The sequence below is a fragment of the Streptomyces sp. NPDC030893 genome (genome assembly GCF_055571535.1).
In genome coordinates, this window is the sequence record NZ_JBVIFC010000001.1 from 407,610 (window position 1) to 423,940 (window position 16,331).

The 16,331-nt window shown below is 72.2% G+C and carries 12 protein-coding genes and 1 pseudogene; 7 read left to right on the top strand and 6 right to left on the bottom strand.

What is annotated here, in order from left to right; genetic code table 11:
* Positions 1 to 445 (top strand): annotated as a pseudogene (locus ACZ434_RS01790) (hypothetical protein); the annotation flags it as partial.
* Between the two features lie 64 nt (positions 446 to 509).
* Here the strand turns inward: ACZ434_RS01790 and ACZ434_RS01795 are convergent.
* Positions 510 to 3,830, bottom strand: a complete 3,321-nt coding sequence (locus ACZ434_RS01795; protein WP_468450699.1) for a S8 family serine peptidase — start codon at positions 3,828 to 3,830, stop codon at positions 510 to 512.
* Positions 3,831 to 4,160: 330 nt separating this feature from the next.
* On the opposite strand from ACZ434_RS01795, the gene ACZ434_RS01800 reads away from it, so the two are divergent.
* Positions 4,161 to 4,619, top strand: a complete 459-nt coding sequence (locus tag ACZ434_RS01800) for an NUDIX hydrolase (protein WP_468450701.1) — start codon at positions 4,161 to 4,163, stop codon at positions 4,617 to 4,619.
* 31 nt (positions 4,620 to 4,650) lie between these two features.
* On the opposite strand, the gene ACZ434_RS01805 is transcribed toward ACZ434_RS01800, so the two are convergent.
* Together ACZ434_RS01805 and pepN are read right to left on the bottom strand one after the other, a co-directional pair.
* Positions 4,651 to 5,703, bottom strand: a complete 1,053-nt coding sequence (locus ACZ434_RS01805; protein ID WP_468450703.1) for a hypothetical protein — start codon at positions 5,701 to 5,703, stop codon at positions 4,651 to 4,653.
* Between the two features lie 276 nt (positions 5,704 to 5,979).
* Positions 5,980 to 8,562 carry an aminopeptidase N gene (gene pepN, locus ACZ434_RS01810; RefSeq protein WP_468450705.1) on the bottom strand — a complete coding sequence of 861 codons (2,583 nt, stop codon included), beginning with the start codon at positions 8,560 to 8,562 and terminating at the stop codon, positions 5,980 to 5,982.
* Between the two features lie 138 nt (positions 8,563 to 8,700).
* Here pepN and ACZ434_RS01815 point away from each other — a divergent pair, with 138 nt between their 5' ends.
* Positions 8,701 to 9,348: a mycothiol-dependent nitroreductase Rv2466c family protein gene (locus tag ACZ434_RS01815; protein WP_468450706.1), complete on the top strand. Its 648-nt coding sequence runs from the start codon at positions 8,701 to 8,703 to the stop codon at positions 9,346 to 9,348.
* Between the two features lie 220 nt (positions 9,349 to 9,568).
* On the opposite strand, the gene ACZ434_RS01820 is transcribed toward ACZ434_RS01815, so the two are convergent.
* A complete protein-coding gene (locus ACZ434_RS01820; RefSeq protein ID WP_468450708.1) occupies positions 9,569 to 10,948 on the bottom strand; it encodes an amino acid permease in 1,380 nt (459 codons plus the stop codon).
* A gap of 414 nt (positions 10,949 to 11,362) precedes the next feature.
* Here ACZ434_RS01820 and ACZ434_RS01825 point away from each other — a divergent pair, with 414 nt between their 5' ends.
* On the top strand, positions 11,363 to 11,947 hold the full coding sequence (locus ACZ434_RS01825) for a biotin transporter BioY (RefSeq protein WP_468450709.1): 585 nt from the start codon (positions 11,363 to 11,365) through the stop codon (positions 11,945 to 11,947).
* A 69-nt stretch (positions 11,948 to 12,016) separates the two neighbouring features.
* Here ACZ434_RS01825 and ACZ434_RS01830 read toward each other — a convergent pair whose 3' ends face one another.
* A complete protein-coding gene (locus ACZ434_RS01830; protein WP_468450710.1) occupies positions 12,017 to 12,196 on the bottom strand; it encodes a hypothetical protein in 180 nt (59 codons plus the stop codon).
* Between the two features lie 167 nt (positions 12,197 to 12,363).
* Between ACZ434_RS01830 and ACZ434_RS01835 the strand changes: the two genes are divergently transcribed.
* Both ACZ434_RS01835 and ACZ434_RS01840 read left to right on the top strand, forming a co-directional pair.
* Positions 12,364 to 12,849 carry a ribose-5-phosphate isomerase gene (locus tag ACZ434_RS01835; RefSeq protein WP_468450711.1) on the top strand — a complete coding sequence of 162 codons (486 nt, stop codon included), beginning with the start codon at positions 12,364 to 12,366 and terminating at the stop codon, positions 12,847 to 12,849.
* 43 nt (positions 12,850 to 12,892) lie between these two features.
* Complete coding sequence (locus tag ACZ434_RS01840; RefSeq protein ID WP_468450712.1) at positions 12,893 to 13,723, top strand: Fpg/Nei family DNA glycosylase; 831 nt, start codon at positions 12,893 to 12,895, stop codon at positions 13,721 to 13,723.
* A gap of 6 nt (positions 13,724 to 13,729) precedes the next feature.
* Here the strand turns inward: ACZ434_RS01840 and ACZ434_RS01845 are convergent, their stop codons facing one another.
* On the bottom strand, positions 13,730 to 14,980 hold the full coding sequence (locus ACZ434_RS01845) for a GNAT family N-acetyltransferase (RefSeq protein ID WP_468450714.1): 1,251 nt from the start codon (positions 14,978 to 14,980) through the stop codon (positions 13,730 to 13,732).
* A 165-nt stretch (positions 14,981 to 15,145) separates the two neighbouring features.
* Between ACZ434_RS01845 and ACZ434_RS01850 the strand changes: the two genes are divergently transcribed.
* Complete coding sequence (locus ACZ434_RS01850) at positions 15,146 to 16,324, top strand: PP2C family protein-serine/threonine phosphatase (protein ID WP_468450716.1); 1,179 nt, start codon at positions 15,146 to 15,148, stop codon at positions 16,322 to 16,324.
* Positions 16,325 to 16,331 lie beyond the last annotated feature (7 nt).

Below are 16,331 nucleotides of genomic sequence, written 5' to 3' on the forward strand. Positions count from 1 at the left end.
CGTCGCCGCTGCCGCCGCCGGTCTGGTGCTCGGCATGGGATGGCTCGTGTCGCAGGAAGGGGGAACGGCCGACTCGGCGGTGAACGGTGCCGCCGCGGACGCCAAGCAGGAGGCCGGGGTCGCCTTCGGCAGCCCCCGCTACCTCGCGTGCGCGCGACTGGTCGCCGAAGGGCCGGTGACCGCGGTGGAGCAGGTGCCGGGAGCCGCCGGCACGGAGCGCGTCACCCTGGAGCCGAGCCGGTACTACAAGGGCGGGGGCGAGGTCACGTTCCTCCGGGACACCGCCGCGGAGCCCCCGCTGCGGCCGGGCGACCGCGTGCTGATCGGCATGCCGGCCGACGGCGCCCACCCGGACGCGGTGATCGTCGGTGAGCCCGACATCGCCCCCGAGCGGGCCCGGATCATCGCCTCGCTCCCCGAGTCCCGCACCCTGGCCTGCGGCTGAGTACGCCGAAGGGGCGGGCGCCCGGTCAACGGACGCCCGCCCCTTCCCTTCACACCTCAGCCGGTTACGGGACGACCTTGCCGATCGCCACGCTGCCGAGGCCCGCGACCGTGCCGCGCTCGTTCACCAGCTGCACGCGGCCGAAGAACGCACGTCCCTCGGGAGCCGCCGCCGCGACGGTGACGTCGCCGGAGACGGTGGCCGAGTCGCCCGTGCCGAGCTCGACCGACGCGGAGCCGTCGACAGCGACGGAGCCGAGCGTGGAGGAGAAGAACACGTCCAGGTAGTCGTAGTCCGTCGAACCCGCCGGGACCGAGTAGCCGTCCACCTCGACGGTGTACGTACCGGCCGCCGGGGAGGCGATCGAGACCGACTCCTCCGAGTCGCCGTCGGCGGCCTGGGCGACCTGGTTGCCGGCCGCGTCGTAGACCGTCAGGTCCAGGTCGGCGGCCGTGTCGGACACGTTGCCGATGGAGACGTCGAGCGACGCGGCGCCCTCGGGCACCTCGACCGTCGTCGTGTGCGTCTCACCCGTGCGGATGGCGGGACGGTCCGTCTTGGACGAGCCGAGCGGGCCGCCCACCAGCTTGCCCTCGATGGCGGCGAGCTCGTTCGTCACCGTCCAGGAAGCGGCGGCCGGCGTGCCGATCTTCGCCTCGGGCACCGTCACGGTCTCCGGGTCGAAGACCGCGCCGAGCACGGCGACGTCCAGCTTGTACGGGTTGTCGAGCAGCGGCGACGTACGGCGCGACTCGACCTCGATCTCCCAGACGCCCGGCTGCGGGTTCGCGTACGAACGCACGTCGGGGCGGCAGGTGTTGGCCGGGTTGTCGTAGTTCGGGTAGCAGTTGACCGTCGACGTCGGGTCGGCCGGGACACCGTAGGGGTGGATGGCGATGAACCGGGTCTGGCTCGTGGCCTTCAGCCCGCTCAGCGCGATCTCCAGCGTCTTCGCGCCCTCGGGCACGGTGACGAAGTAGGAGGTCGTGCCGTTGCGCTGGGCCTTGCCCGACGCGGAGAAGGTGTGGGCCAGCGGCTCCGAGACGACCACGGTGTTCAGGATCTGCCGGTCGACACCCTCGGTGCGCGGGTCGTCGACCTCGAGGATCGCGCTCTTGATGCCGGCCGAGCCGGGCGCGGCCTGGACCTTGACGGTCACCGGCTCGTTCAGCGGCAGCCGGATGTCGTCGTCGCCGAGGATGCGGAAGGTGCGGCCCTCGTTGTTCTCGATGTCCAGCTCGTGGTGGAGCGCACGGTCGGGACCGGACGTACGGGTGATCGTGATGTCGTACGTCTTCTTCTGGCCGGCCTTCAGACCGCCCTCGCGGTCGTACAGGCCCGTACCGGAACCGGGGGTCTTCAGGAACTGGTCGATCGCGGTGTCGACCGGCGCCTGCACCGTGTACGTGTGCGCGGTGGCGCCGTCACGGATGGCGTCCCAGGCGTCCTCGATGTCGATGAGGCCGGCGCCCTCCTCGTAGGCCTGCACACCGCGGATGTGCTCGGCGGTGGAGGTGAGGGCGGTGCGCAGCTTCGCCGGGGTGAGGTCGATGCGCTTCTGCTTCGCGGCGGACAGCAGCAGCGCGGCGGCGCCGGTGGCCTGCGGGGAGGCCATCGAGGTGCCCTGGAGCATGCCGTAGCCGGCCGGGAGGTCGTAGCCCGCCTCGGCGACCGGGGCGCCCGGGGACCAGGTCTGGATGGTGTTGATCGCCGCGCCGGGGGCGACCAGCGTCGGCGTGAAGCCGCCGTCCTCACGCGGACCGCGCGAGGAGAAGGGCATCATGTCGTACTTGGTCCGCACCTCGGAGCCGTAGTTCGCGGCCCAGGTCTCCTTGGAGACGGTCGCGCCGACGGAGATGACCTTCTCCGCCAGGGCGGGGTCGCCGATGGTGTTGGCGCCGGGGCCGGAGTTGCCGGCGGAGATCACCAGCTGGACGCCGTAGGTGTCGATCAGCCGGTTGTAGAGCTCCACGCGGGCGTTGTTGCCGTCGTTGAGCGCCGGCAGGCCGCCGATGGACATGTTGACGATGTCGACACCGCGCTTGGTGACGAGGTCGATCATGCCCTCGGTGAGCGCCACGTTGGTGCAGCCGCCGGACCAGGTGCAGGCGCGGGAGGAGACGAGCTTCGCGCCGGGGGCGGCGCCGTCCATCCGTCCGCCGAACAGGCCGTTGGCGGCGGTGATACCGGCCACGTGCGAGCCGTGCGAGCCCTCGATGACACCGATGTTGACGAAGTCGGCCTTCTTGCCGATCCAGTCGCCGCCGTAGGGGTCCATCGGGACGTCCTCGCGGATCTCCACCACGAACGGCTGGCGCTCGACGACATCGGTCTTCGGGTCGTCGGTGCCGAAGTACCCGATCTGGAAGCCGTCCTTGTACGGCTTCATCGGGGTGTCGTCGGAGAAGTCCTGGTTGTTGTTCAGGTCGACGCGGACCGTTCCGGCCTGCGCGTCGTAGAGCATGCCCCAGGAGTCGGTGGTGTCGCCGTCGCGGTTGGCGTCACCGCCCGCGTCGCCGCCGGTGGTGTACGACTCCAGGAACGTGCTGATCTGATACGAACCCTCGGGAGCCGTCCAGGTCTTGCCGCCGTAGGTGAAGGACGGGCCGGAGACGGAGGAGACCATCGGGCGCCAGGTCCGGTCGTTGTCCACGATCGGGTCGGTCGCCGTCACCCAGTCGACGATCTTGCGCTCGCCGGTGGTGGTCTTCTGCAGCGCGGGGTGGCCGAGGTCCACACCCGAGTCGAGGATGCCGATGGTGACACCGCGGCCGTCCGCCCTCGGGTTGTCCTCGACGAACTCGACCGCACCCGTCTCGAAGGACGGGTTGTACGGGTTCTTCGCGGGGGTCCGCCGGTCGGGGCCGGGGTACTTCTTGCCCTTGTGCTTGCCCTTGCCCTTGGCACCCTTGGTGGTGTCGGCGGCGGGCGTCGGGTCGTCCAGCGGGATCTCGTCGCGCAGGTCGACGCCGTGCACGGTGGAGAGCTTGGTGGCGGCGGCGATCGCCGCGTCGGCCTTGCCGGTGGGGACCGTGGCCCGGACGTAGCCGAGCTTGTCGTCGGTCCGGCCGACCGAGCCGCCCTTGACCGCGTTCAGCTCCTTGGCGACCTGCTCGGTCTTGCCGGGAGCGGTGGCGATCATCATCGTGACGTGCTTGGAGCCGTCGGCCTTGGCCTCGGCGAGCAGGTCGGCGTCGTCCGAACCGAGCTTGTCGTGCGCGGACTTGACGTCGGCGTCGGCCGGCGCGGCGGGCGGGGTGTCGGCGGCGAAGGCCAGCGGGACGGGCCCGGCCGCGGAGAGCGCGGCGACGAGACCGGCGGCCACGGCGATGCGGGCCACGCGTCTGGTGCCCGATATGGAGTCACGCTGGGGGGAGTTGGTCATCGGCATCCCTTGTACGTAAAGGAACGATCGGGAGCGACCGGAGCCGATCGACCCTGGCCGCGACGGTCCGGAACGTGGTCCCGGACGATCGTTGAGCCTTACGCAAGGTGCTGATGTTTGGCGAGGGTTGGCGAAAAGGAAATGGATGTGTGGGGAAAACCCCCGGTGTGCGTATCCGGAGAAAGAGTCCGAAGCCGACAAGTCATCCGTACGTGCGTGGGGCCGGCGTCCTCCCCGGCCGGCCGTCCTGGGGGACCTCCCTGGCGGCCTTCCTCAGCCGGACTCGCCGGACCGGGTCACCGACCCCCGATACCGGGTTAACGTGCCGCGATGCGGAAGAAGTTGAGGGTGGCGGCCTACGCCGTGGTGGTGCGGGACGGACAACTCCTGCTCGCCCGCTCCCCGGGCCCCGGCGGCGTCCCCGAGTGGGTGCTGCCGGGCGGGGGCATGGAGCACGGCGAGGACCCCTACGACACCGTCCGCCGGGAGGTGGAGGAGGAGACCGGCTACCTCGTCGAGGTCACGGGCCTGCTCGGCGTGGACTCCACCCGCCGCACCTTCCCCGCCCGCCTGGGCCGCTCCGTCGACCATCACGGCGTACGGCTGCTCTACGAGGCCCGCGTCACCGGCGGCGACCTCCGCGACGAGATCGGCGGCACCACGGAACTCGCCGCCTGGCAGCCCCTCGGCGCCGTCCCCGGTCTGGTCCGCGTCCGCCTGGTCGACATCGCCCTGCGACTGTGGCGCGAACGCCCGCCGACGGGACGCCTGGACCCGGTCGAGGGATGACCGCGCACCCGGCCCCGGGCGGCGACAGGGCCTAACGGGGCAGGACGACGACATACGCCGCCGGGTCGCGGTCGGCCGCGGCCATCAGGGCCGTACGGACCACGGCCGCCTGCTGTTCCCCCGCGTCCCGCAGCGCCCGCGGGGTGATGTGGACGACCGTGATGCCGAGGTGCTCCAGATGCTCGCGCTTGCGGGCGTACTCCGTCCACTCGGCGTCGTCCTCGGGGCGCCGGCCCGGACGGGGCGCACGGGTGTCGAGCACCACCGCCACCGCCTGCTCCGGCCAGTACGCGTCCAGGCCGCCGAGGTGCGGACCGCCCGGGAGGCGCAGGTCGACGTTCCAGCACGGGTCCGGCAGGCCGTGGTCGCGCACCATCCGGTACAGCCGCGACTCCGCCAGCGCCCGGCCCTCGGCCAGCAGCGAGTCCACCGCGTCCACCACGTGCGGCCGGTTCAGCAGCTTCGCGCCGGTCAGCTCCCGTACCACCGCCGCCGGGTCGCAGTGGCCGCCGCGCACCGCCTCCGTCAGCAGCCGGCGGACCACGGCCGCGTCCTTGAGACCCGCCACCGCGTCGGCCAGCGCCCGCGGCACCGGCGCCACCGGCAGGCCGGTGACCTGCTCCGGGACCGGCAGGGCGGACGTGCGGACGATCCGGGCGCAGCCCGTCGAACGCAGCCGGCGCAGCCGCGGGACCAGGACGTCGAAGACCTCCAGGGACGGCAGCGGGGGAGCGGAGGCGAAACCGTGCAGGGTCAGCGCCGCGAGCCCGGTGATCATCGACTCCCCGTAGGGGGACGCCGGAGGCTCGTCCGCGCCGGGCTGCGCGGGAACGCTCACGGTCCGCTCCCGTGCCGCGTACAGCAGCACCGCCCGCAGCCGCTCCTCGCTGGTCGGCGGGCCGGGGTGGAGCAGCACGACCCCCGGGAGGAGCTGCTGCCAGGGCCCGCCGGGACGGCACTGCTCACCGGCCTCCGCGGCCGAGACGCCGTGGGCGCGCAGTTGCGTGTGGGTCAGCAGACGGCGTCCGGTGCTGGTGGAGAGGTGGTGCAGGGGGCGGGGGGAGAGCGGCGTGTTGTGGTTCATGACCCGCAATTTCCCGTCTCCGGACGGCCCTTGAACCCCTGTTACACACCTGTCGGCAAACAAGGACAAGCCCGCACTAAAGGACGCCTGTTCGGATACCGAAAACCCCTGGTCCGTTCGGGTGCGGCCAGGGGTTACGGCCACGGATTACCGGATTCCGTAACGACGCCCCGAAGGGGCGCGGGGGACCTGCGCGAGCAACCCCCGCCCACCCGCGGCCGGGGCCGACGGGGCGGCGCCCCTCGGGGACGGGCGGGAAGGGGTACCGCCCCGTCCTCAGTCGCCGGCGGCAGCCGCGTCGCAGGCCTGACCGCGCAGCGCACGCGCCAGGTCGTCCCGGGACTCCAGGACCAGCCGCCGCAGTGCCGGCGCCGCGTCCTCGTGGGACGTGAGCCACGCGTCCGTCGCGTCCAGCGTCGCCTGCGAGTCCTGGAAGCCGGGGAACAGGCCCCGCACCACATCCATGCCGATCTGGATCGACCGCTCCGTCCACACCCGCTCGATCGCCGCGAAGTACTTCTCCGCGTACGGCGCGAGCAGCTCCCGCTGGGACGGCTGGGCGAAGCCCGAGATCGTCGCCTCCACCAGCGCGTTGGACAGCGCGTCCGACTCCACGACCCGCTCCCAGCACTCCGCCTTGACCGCAGCCGACGGGCGGGCGGCCAGACAGCGCACGTGGTGCCGCTTGCCGGAGGCGGTGTCGTCCCGGGCCAGCTCCTCGTCCAGCCGCTTCTCGTCCACCACCCCGTGCGCGGCCAGCGGCTCCAGGAACGCCCAGCGCAGCTCCTGGTCCACCTCCAGGCCCGGCAGGGTGACCGTGCCGTCGAGGAGCGAGGTCAGCAGCTCGAAGTCGGCCGGCGCGTCGGCCGTGTGGGCGAAGAACCTCGCCCAGGCCAACTGCTGTTCACTGCCCGCCTCGGCGGTGTACAGCTCGGCCGAGGTGCCCTCGGCGAGCCGGCGCCCGGCTCGCTCGCGCCGCTCGGGTGCGGTGTAGTGCACGGCCGCCGACTCCGCCCACGCGTGCAGCATCTGGAGCACACCGATGTCGGACTCCCGGCCCGCGAACCGCAGCACCAGCTCGATGAACTCCCCGGCCGGCAGCAGCGCGTCCCGCGTCATGTTCCACAGCGCCGACCAGCACAGAGCGCGGGCCAGCGGGTCGGTGAGCGAACCCAGGTGCTCACGCAGCGTGGCCAGCGAGGTCTCGTCGAACCGCGTCTTGCAGTACGTCAGGTCGTCGTCGTTGACCAGCACCAGGTCCGGCGCGTCCGCGCCCGCCAGCTCCGTCACGACCGTACGCGCGCCCTCGACGTCCGTCTCGGCCTGCGCGTACCGCTCCAGGGCGCCGGAGTCGGCGCGCCGGTACAGCCCCACCGCGACCCGGTGCGGGCGCAGTTCGGGGTGCGACTCCGCCGCCTCCTGCACGATCGCCAGCTCGTCGACCGTGCCGTCCTCGCGCAACAGCACCTGCGGCGTAAGGGAGTTGACGCCGGCCGTCTGCAGCCAGGAACGGGACCACGCGCCCATGTCCCGGCCACTGGTCTCCTCCAGGACCGACAGCAGGTCACCGAGGCGCGTGTTGCCGTACGCGTGCCGCTTGAAGTAGCGCCGGGCGCCCTCCAGGAACGCGTCCTGACCGACGTACGCCACGAGCTGCTTGAGCACCGAGGCGCCCTTGGCGTACGTGATGCCGTCGAAGTTGAGCTTGGCGTCCTGGAGGTCGCGGATGTCGGCGGTGATGGGGTGCGTGGAGGGGAGCTGGTCCGCGCGGTACGCCCACGCCTTGCGGCGGTTGGCGAAGGTGATCCAGCCGTCGGTGAAGCGGGTCGCGCCGACCAGGGAGAACGCGCCCATGAAGTCGGCGAAGGACTCCTTCAGCCACAGGTCGTCCCACCACTCCATGGTGACCAGGTCGCCGAACCACATGTGCGCCATCTCGTGCAGGATGACGTTGGCCCGGCCCTCGTACGACGCCCGCGTCACCTTGCCCCGGAAGATGAACTCCTCGCGGAAGGTGACCATCCCCGGGTTCTCCATCGCGCCCAGGTTGTACTCCGGCACGAAGGCCTGGTCGTACTTGCCGAACGGGTACGGGTAGTCGAAGTGGTCGTGGAAGAAGTCCAGGCCCTGCTTGGTCACCAGGAACACGTCGTCGGCGTCGAAGTGCGGGGCGAGCCCCTTGCGGCACATCGCGCCGAGCGGGATCTCCAGGCGCGTACCGTCCTCGAAGACCCGCTCGTAGGAGTCGGTCACGTAGTGGTACGGGCCGGCCACCACGCAGGTGATGTACGTCGGGATCGGCTTGGTCTCCGCGAAGCGCCACACCCCGTCGGTGAGTTCACCGGCGCCGTTGCTCCACACCGTCCAGCCCTCGGGCGCCCGCACCTCGAAGCGGTAGGGGGCCTTGAGGTCCGGCTGCTCGAAGTTGGCGAACACCCGCCGGGCGTCGGCGGGTTCGTACTGGGTGTACAGGTACACCTCGCCGTCCTCGGGGTCGACGAAGCGGTGCATGCCCTCGCCGGTGCGGGAGTAGGCGCACCGCGCGTCGACGATCAGCTCGTTCTCGGCGGCGAGGTCCTCCAGCAGGATCCGGGTGCCGTCGAAGACCTGGCCGGGGTCGAGGTCCCGCCCGTTGAGCGACACGGCCGTCACGCTTGGGGCGATCAGGTCCGCGAAGCTGCTCGCGCCCGGCTCGGCGCAGCGGAACCGCACGGTGGTGACGGAGCGGAAGGTGCGCGGGCCGTCGCCGCCGCTCCCGCCGACCGCCGACCTGAGGTCGAGGGACACCTCGTACCCGTCGACGGACAGCAGGGCTGCCCGCTCCCGGGCCTCGTCGCGGGTCAGGTTCTCACCGGGCACGGGCGGACTCCTCATGCGTCGTCGACAGGGAATGAACAGGACCGATCCTGCCATGTGCCCCTGACGCGGGGCAGCCGGGAATGGCCGGGACGAGCCGTGGCGTTGTCACCGGGAGAGACCGCCTTCACGAGGAGTGACATGCCGGACAAGTCTGCCGCCACGCCCGTCGACTTCTGGTTCGACCCCCTGTGCCCGTGGGCCTGGATGACCTCGCGGTGGGTGCGGGAGGTGGAGAAGGTGCGGGACATCGAGGTCCGCTGGCACCTGATGAGCCTCGCGGTCCTCAACGAGGACCGGCTGGACGAGCTCCCCGACGAGTACCGCGAGCTGCTCGAGACCAAGGCGTGGGGCCCGGTCCGGGTCGTCATCGCGGCGCAGGAGGAGCACGGCGCCGAGGTGCTCGGCGACCTCTACACGGCGCTGGGCACCCGCATCCACAACAAGGACGAGGGTCCGGGCCGGGAGACGGTCGCCGCCGCCCTGAAGGACGTCGGACTGCCCGAGTCCCTCATGGAGCACTGGGACTCCACCCCCTACGAGCCGCAGCTGCGTGCCTCCCACAAGGAGGGCATCGACAAGGTCGGCCAGGACGTCGGCACCCCTGTGATCGCGGTCCCCGGCGCCGACGGCGAGCAGATCGCCTTCTTCGGTCCGGTCGTCACCCCCGCGCCGAAGGGCGAGGAGGCCGCCCGCCTCTGGGACGGCACCCTCGCGGTGGCCTCCGTCCCGGGCTTCTACGAGATCAAGCGCAGCCGCACCAAGGGGCCGGACTTCAGCAATCTGTGACGCCGTCCCGGAAGCCCCCGCGAGTCATGTCCTCGCGGGGGCCTTCCTCTTTCCGCCTGCCGGGTGAACGGTGAGAAGACGACCACGAGGCAGGACGCTTATTGCAAGTAGCTCGCAATTACAAAGCTAGCAGCAGAAGGTGCCCTGTGTGAGCCCCCGGCACGCGAAACGGCCCCCGCGTGTCCACGCGAGGGCCGTCACGGAGGGCGGGGGAGGCGGGTCAGCCCCGGGCGCGCGCCCGCTGCCAGGCGTATCCCACCGCCGCCAGCGCCAGCGTCATGCCGCCCGTCGAGTACAGCTGCACGCGCGTGCCCGGATCCCGGGCCATGAGCACGAAGACCGCCGCCATGCCGGCCAGTGCCACCCATGTGAGCCACGGGAACGCCCACATCCGCACGGTCAGCCGTTCGGGCGCCTCACGCTCGAGCCGGCGGCGCAGCCGCAGCTGGGAGACGGCGATGAAGATCCAGACGACCAGGATCACCGCGCCGATCATGTTCAGCAGCCAGGCGAAGACGTCGTCCGGCCGCCAGTAGCTCAGCAGCACGCACAGGAAGCCGAAGACGGAGGAGGCCAGCACGGCGATCCGCGGCACCGCGCCCGACACCCGGCCCAGGGCCTTCGGCCCCTGCCCGCGCTCCACCAGCGAGTAGCCGATGCGCGAGGCGCCGTAGATGTTGGCGTTCATCGCGGACAGCAGCGCCACCAGCACCACCACGTTCATCAGCTGACCCGCGCCCGGGATGCCGAGACGGTCCAGGGCGGCGACGTACGGGCCGACCTCGACGACCGCGGGGGAGTCCCACGGGACCAGGGTCACGATGACCGCCATCGAGCCGATGTAGAACAGAGCGATCCGCCACATCGCCGTACGGACCGCGCTCGCCACGCCCTTGACCGGGTTCTCCGACTCGGCCGCCGCGATGGTCACCGTCTCCAGGCCGCCGTACGCGAAGACGGACGCGAGCAGTCCGATCACCAGGCCCTCGCCGCCGTTGGGGAGGAAGTCGGTGAGGTTCGAGGCACCCGGGGAGTCCGTGCCCGGCAGCACACCGGCGACGGCCAGGACGCCGAGGCCCAGGAACAGGGTGATCGCGCCGACCTTCAGGGCGGCGAACCAGAACTCGAACTCGCCGAAGTTCTTCACCGCGGCGAGGTTGGTCCCGCAGAAGACCACCATGAACAGCGCCACCCAGGCCCACTCGGGCGTGCCCGGCAGCCAGCCGGTCACGATCTTCGCGGCCCCGATGCCCTCCAGACCCACGGCCGTGCACAGCAGCACCCAGAACGCCCAGCCCGCGGTGAAACCCGCCCACGGACCGATGGCCCGCTCGGCGTGCGCGGAGAACGAGCCCGAGGACGGATACGCGGCGGACATCTCGCCCAGCATCCGCATCACCAGCATCACCAGGAGGCCGGAGAGGGTGTAGGCGAGGACGATGGAGGGCCCGGCGGCGGCGATTCCCGCGCCGGAGCCGACGAACAGCCCGGCGCCGATCACCCCGCCGAGGGCGATCATCGATAGGTGGCGCTGCTTCAGGCCGTGCGAGAGGGAGGCGCCGTCCGGCTTCGGGGGCGTCTCGACGGTGGTGCTGGGCATGGGCGCGGCTGGTCCAATGCGGGAGATGACAAAACGCCGCCCAGTCTGGGCGGCCTCCCCTCCGCCGCGAGGAGGCCGCCCAGCATGTGGACAGAGGCCATCCGGACGGTGACAGTCCGGTTACCTCGGGGCGGTCGGCAGGCGGTCGGTGGGCGGGACGGGGCGCCCGGCAGTCGGCGGTCCGTTTGGTGGATCCCTACAGCCCCGTCACGGCCCCGCTGCCCTGTCGGCTGTCGCCGACGCCACCTCACCTCAGTGACCGGCATCACCTCCTGCCCCTGGTCACCCCGCTTCTTTGTCCGGAGCCCACCAAGACCGTGTTCGCGCCTTTGTCGAGCGCTGACGGTGATCGCCGCGGGGGCACCGGTATAGCGTCGCGGTGTCCCCAACCGCCCTCATCCCCGCGGAGACCCCATGAGCACCGCTTCCGTCACGTCCGCCCGATCCGGACAGGTCCTCGCCGACCTCGTCCCGGCCTCCCGCGTGCGGGACGCCGCGCTGGTGCTCGGCGGTGCCGCGCTCACCGGCCTCGCCGCCCAGATCGCGGTGCCCGTCCCCGGCTCCCCGGTGCCGGTGACCGGCCAGACCTTCGCGGCCCTCCTCGTCGGCACCACCCTCGGCGCCCGCCGCGGCTTCGCCTCCCTCGCGGTGTACGCACTGGTGGGCATGGCCGGTGTGCCGTGGTTCGCGGAGGGCAAGTCGGGGATGACGATGCCGTCCCTCGGCTACGTCCTCGGCATGCTGCTGGCCGCCGTCGTCGTGGGCGCGCTCGCCCGGCGCGGCGCCGACCGCTCCGCCTGGCGCACGGCGGGCACGATGGTCCTCGGCTCGGCGATCATCTACGCCGTCGGCGTGCCCTACCTGGCCCTCGCCACCGGTATGTCCGCCTCCGCCGCGATCGCGGCCGGCCTGACCCCCTTCCTCCTCGGCGACGCACTGAAGGCGGCGCTGGCGATGGGTGTGCTGCCCACGGCCTGGAAGTTCGTCAACAGGCGCTGACCTGCCGGGAGTTTGTGAGGAAAAGGCTCGCCGGTCGTAGCGACGGCGAGCCTCTTCGCGTGCCGCCGGTCAGTCCCGCGGCGGCACGCTCCGCCGCCGGGCCGACCACCACGGCACGGCCGCCCCCAGCAGCGCCGACTCCTCGGCGGGCCCGGTCCTGGCCAGTTCATCCCGTCCCGGGCCGGCCGGCTCGTTGTCGCTGCCGAGAAGCAGCGGGATCGCCGGGGCGTCGGGCGAGGGGTGTCCCATGAGTACGACGGGACCCGTGTCAGCCGGTCCGGCCGCGATGCCGGTGCCCCCGCGAGCCGGCGGATTCCCGCGGCCGCCGGTCCCGCCCCGCGCCCGGCGCCCCGCGTCCCCGCCCCGCCTTCCCACCCCGCGCCACCACCCGGCGCCGGCCGTGTCACACTCGACGCATGCGCGTGTATCTCGGCTCCGACCATGCGGGCTACGAACTCAAGAACCACCTCGTCGAGTGGCTGAAGGAAGCGGGCCATGAGCCCGTCGACTGCGGCCCGCACATCTACGACGCCCAGGACGACTACCCGCCCTTCTGCCTCCGCGCCGCCGAGCGGACCGCCGCGGACGAGGGCGCCCTCGGCATCGTGATCGGCGGCTCCGGCAACGGCGAGCAGATCGCCGCGAACAAGGTCGAGGGCGTACGGGCGGCCCTGGCGTGGAGCGAGGAGACGGCCGCCCTGGGCCGCCAGCACAACAACGCCAACGTGGTCGCGGTCGGCGCGCGCATGCACAGTCAGGACGAGGCGACGAAGTTCGTCGAGACCTTCCTGAGCACCCCGTTCTCGGGTGATGAGCGTCACATCCGCCGGATCGACATGCTCTCCGCGTACGAGACCACCGGCGACCTCCCGCCGATCCCGGCCCACCACCCCCAGCAGTAGACAGCGGAACGCGGGACGAAGAAGAGCGAGCGAGGGGGGACCCGTGCCCGAGGGCCACACGATCCACCGGCTGGCCCGGGACTACGCCGAGGCCTTCGTGACCGGCGACCCCCTGCGCGTCACCAGCCCCCAGGGCAAGTTCAGCGACGCCGCCGCTCTTCTCGACCGCACCCGGCTGCACACCACCGACGCCCACGGCAAGCACCTCTTCCTCGGCTTCGGCGACCCCGAGCCCGCGCACACCGACTGGGTCCACATCCACCTCGGCCTGTTCGGCAAGGTCACCTTCGGCCCGGCCCCGGTGCCGCCGCCCACGGACACCGTCCGCCTCCGCCTCGCCCACGACACCTCGTACGTCGACCTGCGCGGCCCCACCACCTGCGCCCTGATCACGGACGGCGAGAAACAGGCGATCCACGACCGCCTCGGCCCCGACCCGCTCCGCGCGGACGCCGACCCGGCCCTCGCCCACCGCAGGATCAGCCGCAGCCGTACGACGATCGCCGCGCTGCTGATGGACCAGAAGGTCATCGCGGGCGTGGGGAACGTCTACCGCGCCGAGGTCCTCTTCCGGCACGGCATCGACCCCTACCGCGCCGGCCGGGACATCACCCGCACGCAGTGGGACGCCATCTGGGCCGACCTGGTCGCGCTCATGCGCGAAGGCGTCCGCGACAACCGCATCGACACCGTCCGCCCGGAACACACCCCCGAGGCGATGGGCCGTCCGCCGCGCGTCGACGACCACGGCGGCGAGGTGTACGTCTACCGCAGGGCGAACCTGCCCTGCCACATCTGTGGCGGCGAGATCCGCACCGCCGACCTCGCCGCCCGCAACCTCTTCTGGTGCCCCGCCTGCCAGCGCAGCCCCTGAGAACCCTCAGAAGCCGTGCGGCAGCCACGGCGCCGGGTCGCTCCCGAACGCCAGGGACGCCTCCGCCAGCGCACCGCCGCGCAGTTCACGCACCCGGCCGGCCGCCGCGAGCGCGGTGAGACCCACTCCGCCCAGATACGCCGCGCCCAACTCCCGCACCGACAGGGCGAGATCGGCAGGATCGTCCGTACGCTCGCAGGACGCGCCCTTCGGGTCCCCGCTCAGCCGCCAACGGCCCTCGTTCCAGGGGCAGAAGGCGTCCTCCACCTCCAGCACGACGTCCACGGGGGCCCGGTAGGTCCGCGCCCGCAGCGCCGCGCCGACGTCCACCAGCCGTACGTACAGCGCGTCCCGCAGCTTCGGACGGCACCGGCGTATGTCCGACACCAGGTACTGCCAGCCCTCGTCGACCGGGCGCCCCCGCGCCACCAGCGTCGACGTCAGGTCGATGTCGAACAGGAACCGCCACAGCGCCGCGTCCGCCGCCGGATCCAAGGCCTGAAGATCACTGAGGACCACCTCGCCGTCGGGCCCGCCCGGCCCCCAGGACGGCTTCACCCGGTACCGCGCGTACCCGACCGTCTCGCCGTCCCGCTCGGCGACCACGCACTGCAACGGTGAGCCACCGTCCCGCTCGCTCTCCGGATCGAGCACCCCCAGCCGCTCCCAGCCGGGTCCCCGCGCCACCATCCCCGGGCGGCCCGGCACCAGTTGGGCGTAGACCGCCTCGCAGGCGTCCAGCGCGTCGCCGGGCGCCACGTACCGCAGGCGTACGTCATCCGTGCCGGGCGGCACCGACAGTCCCGCGCGCCCGGTGTCGATCTCCGCGTCCGTCTGGAAGGTCGCCGCCCCGTACCCGTACCGGCCGTAGATCGCCGGCTCGGACGCCGTGAGCACCGCCAGCGGCTCGCCCCAGGACCGGACGTCGTCCAACTGCCGCCGCATCATGGACGTCAGCACCCCGCGCCGCCGGTGCGTGGCGGCCACGCCGACCATCGTGACCCCCGCGGCCGCGACGGACGCGCCACCGGGCACGGTCAGCCGGAAGCGGAACGCGCCCGCCGACGCCACGCACTCCTCGCCCTCCCAGGCAGCCAGGAACCGGTCGTACTCGGTCAGCGCGCGCCACAGCTCCCGCTCCTCGTCCGCCTCCGGGGGCGCACCGAACGCACGGATGAGGTTCGCGTACAACTTGTCCCATTCATCCGGCTTCAGTGCCCGGAGTTCGGGCGCGGGGCCCGTCGACTCGTTCGCCATGCGCCCATGCCTACCAGGACAATGCGGGGGCGAGCGACGGAATTTCTCCCGGGCGCCCCCACGGCGGCGCTCCGTGAAGTTCACTGTGAGTCCGGTCCCCGTCGGAGGGGACAACCAGGACCTCCCGTGCCAAGCGGCCGGTCCGATGGATAGGGTCCCGAACTAATGGCAGCAGGACGAGAGCGGCGCGCGGAAGCCGACACGTTCACGGCCCGGTTGAAGAAGCAGTGGCACCGGGCCCGCGTCGGCGTGCGCCGAGCCGCCGTCGACTACTTCCGCGGCGACGGCTCGGACTGGATCGCGCTCGCCGGACTGCTCCTCACCGTCCCGCTGATCGCGGCCGGGACCCTCGCCAACTCCGTGTGGTGCGCGCCGGCCGCACTGGTCATCCCGATCGTCGCGGGCGGACTGCTGCTGCGCCCGGCGAGCCTGCTCGGGCTGTACGCGGCGGCGGCGACCGCGCTCATCGTGGAGGCCGTACAACTCGGCCCCTACACCGAGGGCGCGGCCCGGGTCACCCCCGGAGTCGTCCTGGTCGTCGCGGCCTGCGGCTTCTTCGGACTGCTCGTCGCCCAGTTCCGCAGCCGGGTCGGCGTGCCCTGGCGGCGCGGCGGCACCATGCTGTTCGACCTGCGCGAACGCATCCGGGTGCAGAGCAAGCTGCCGAAGCTGCCGGACGGCTGGCACCGTGAGATGGCGCTGCGCCCGGCCGGCGGCCAGTCCTTCTCCGGTGACTTCGTCGTCGCGGCCCGCACCAACGGCGGGCGCACCCTGGAGGTCGTGCTGACGGACGTCTCCGGCAAGGGCATGGACGCCGGCTCGCGCGCCCTGCTGCTGTCGGGCGCCTTCGGCGGCCTGCTCGGCAGCCTCCCCCCGCACGCCTTCCTCCCGGCCGCCAACGGCTATCTGCTCCGCCAGGACTGGGACGAGGGCTTCGCCACCTCCATCCACCTGGTGCTCGACCTGGACTCCGGCGACTACGAGCTGTACTCCGCCGGGCACCCGCCGGGCCTCCAGCTCAGCGCGGGCAGCGGCCGCTGGGAGGAGAAGGCGGCCGACGGCCCCCTGCTGGGCGTGTACGACGGCGCCCAGTTCGACTCGGTGAAGGGCTCGCTGCGTCCCGGGGACGTGCTGATGCTGTTCACCGACGGCCTGGTGGAGACCTCCGACCGGGACATGGTCGAGGGCATCGACCGCCTCACCGGAGAGGCCGACCGCTATGTCGCCGGCGGCTTCCACGGCGCCGCCTGGCACCTCATCGAGTCGGTCGCCAAGGACGTTAACGACGACCGGGCGCTGCTGCTCATATGCCGGGAGGGCCCGACGGCCGCCGCGGCCCGCTGAACTCCCC

Bases quoted from the DNA above. Each gene is read 5' to 3' on its own strand.
- ACZ434_RS01830 (WP_468450710.1), bottom strand. From the start codon at position 12,196: ATGGGACACCCCTCGCCCGACGCCCCGGCGATCCCGCTGCTTCTCGGC.
- ACZ434_RS01835 (WP_468450711.1), top strand. From the start codon at position 12,364: ATGCGCGTGTATCTCGGCTCCGACCATGCGGGCTACGAACTCAAGAAC.
- ACZ434_RS01850 (WP_468450716.1), top strand. From the start codon at position 15,146: ATGGCAGCAGGACGAGAGCGGCGCGCGGAAGCCGACACGTTCACGGCC.
- ACZ434_RS01795 (WP_468450699.1), bottom strand. From the start codon at position 3,830: ATGACCAACTCCCCCCAGCGTGACTCCATATCGGGCACCAGACGCGTG.
- ACZ434_RS01820 (WP_468450708.1), bottom strand. From the start codon at position 10,948: ATGCCCAGCACCACCGTCGAGACGCCCCCGAAGCCGGACGGCGCCTCC.
- ACZ434_RS01825 (WP_468450709.1), top strand. From the start codon at position 11,363: ATGAGCACCGCTTCCGTCACGTCCGCCCGATCCGGACAGGTCCTCGCC.
- ACZ434_RS01800 (WP_468450701.1), top strand. From the start codon at position 4,161: ATGCGGAAGAAGTTGAGGGTGGCGGCCTACGCCGTGGTGGTGCGGGAC.
- ACZ434_RS01845 (WP_468450714.1), bottom strand. From the start codon at position 14,980: ATGGCGAACGAGTCGACGGGCCCCGCGCCCGAACTCCGGGCACTGAAG.
- ACZ434_RS01805 (WP_468450703.1), bottom strand. From the start codon at position 5,703: ATGAACCACAACACGCCGCTCTCCCCCCGCCCCCTGCACCACCTCTCC.
- ACZ434_RS01815 (WP_468450706.1), top strand. From the start codon at position 8,701: ATGCCGGACAAGTCTGCCGCCACGCCCGTCGACTTCTGGTTCGACCCC.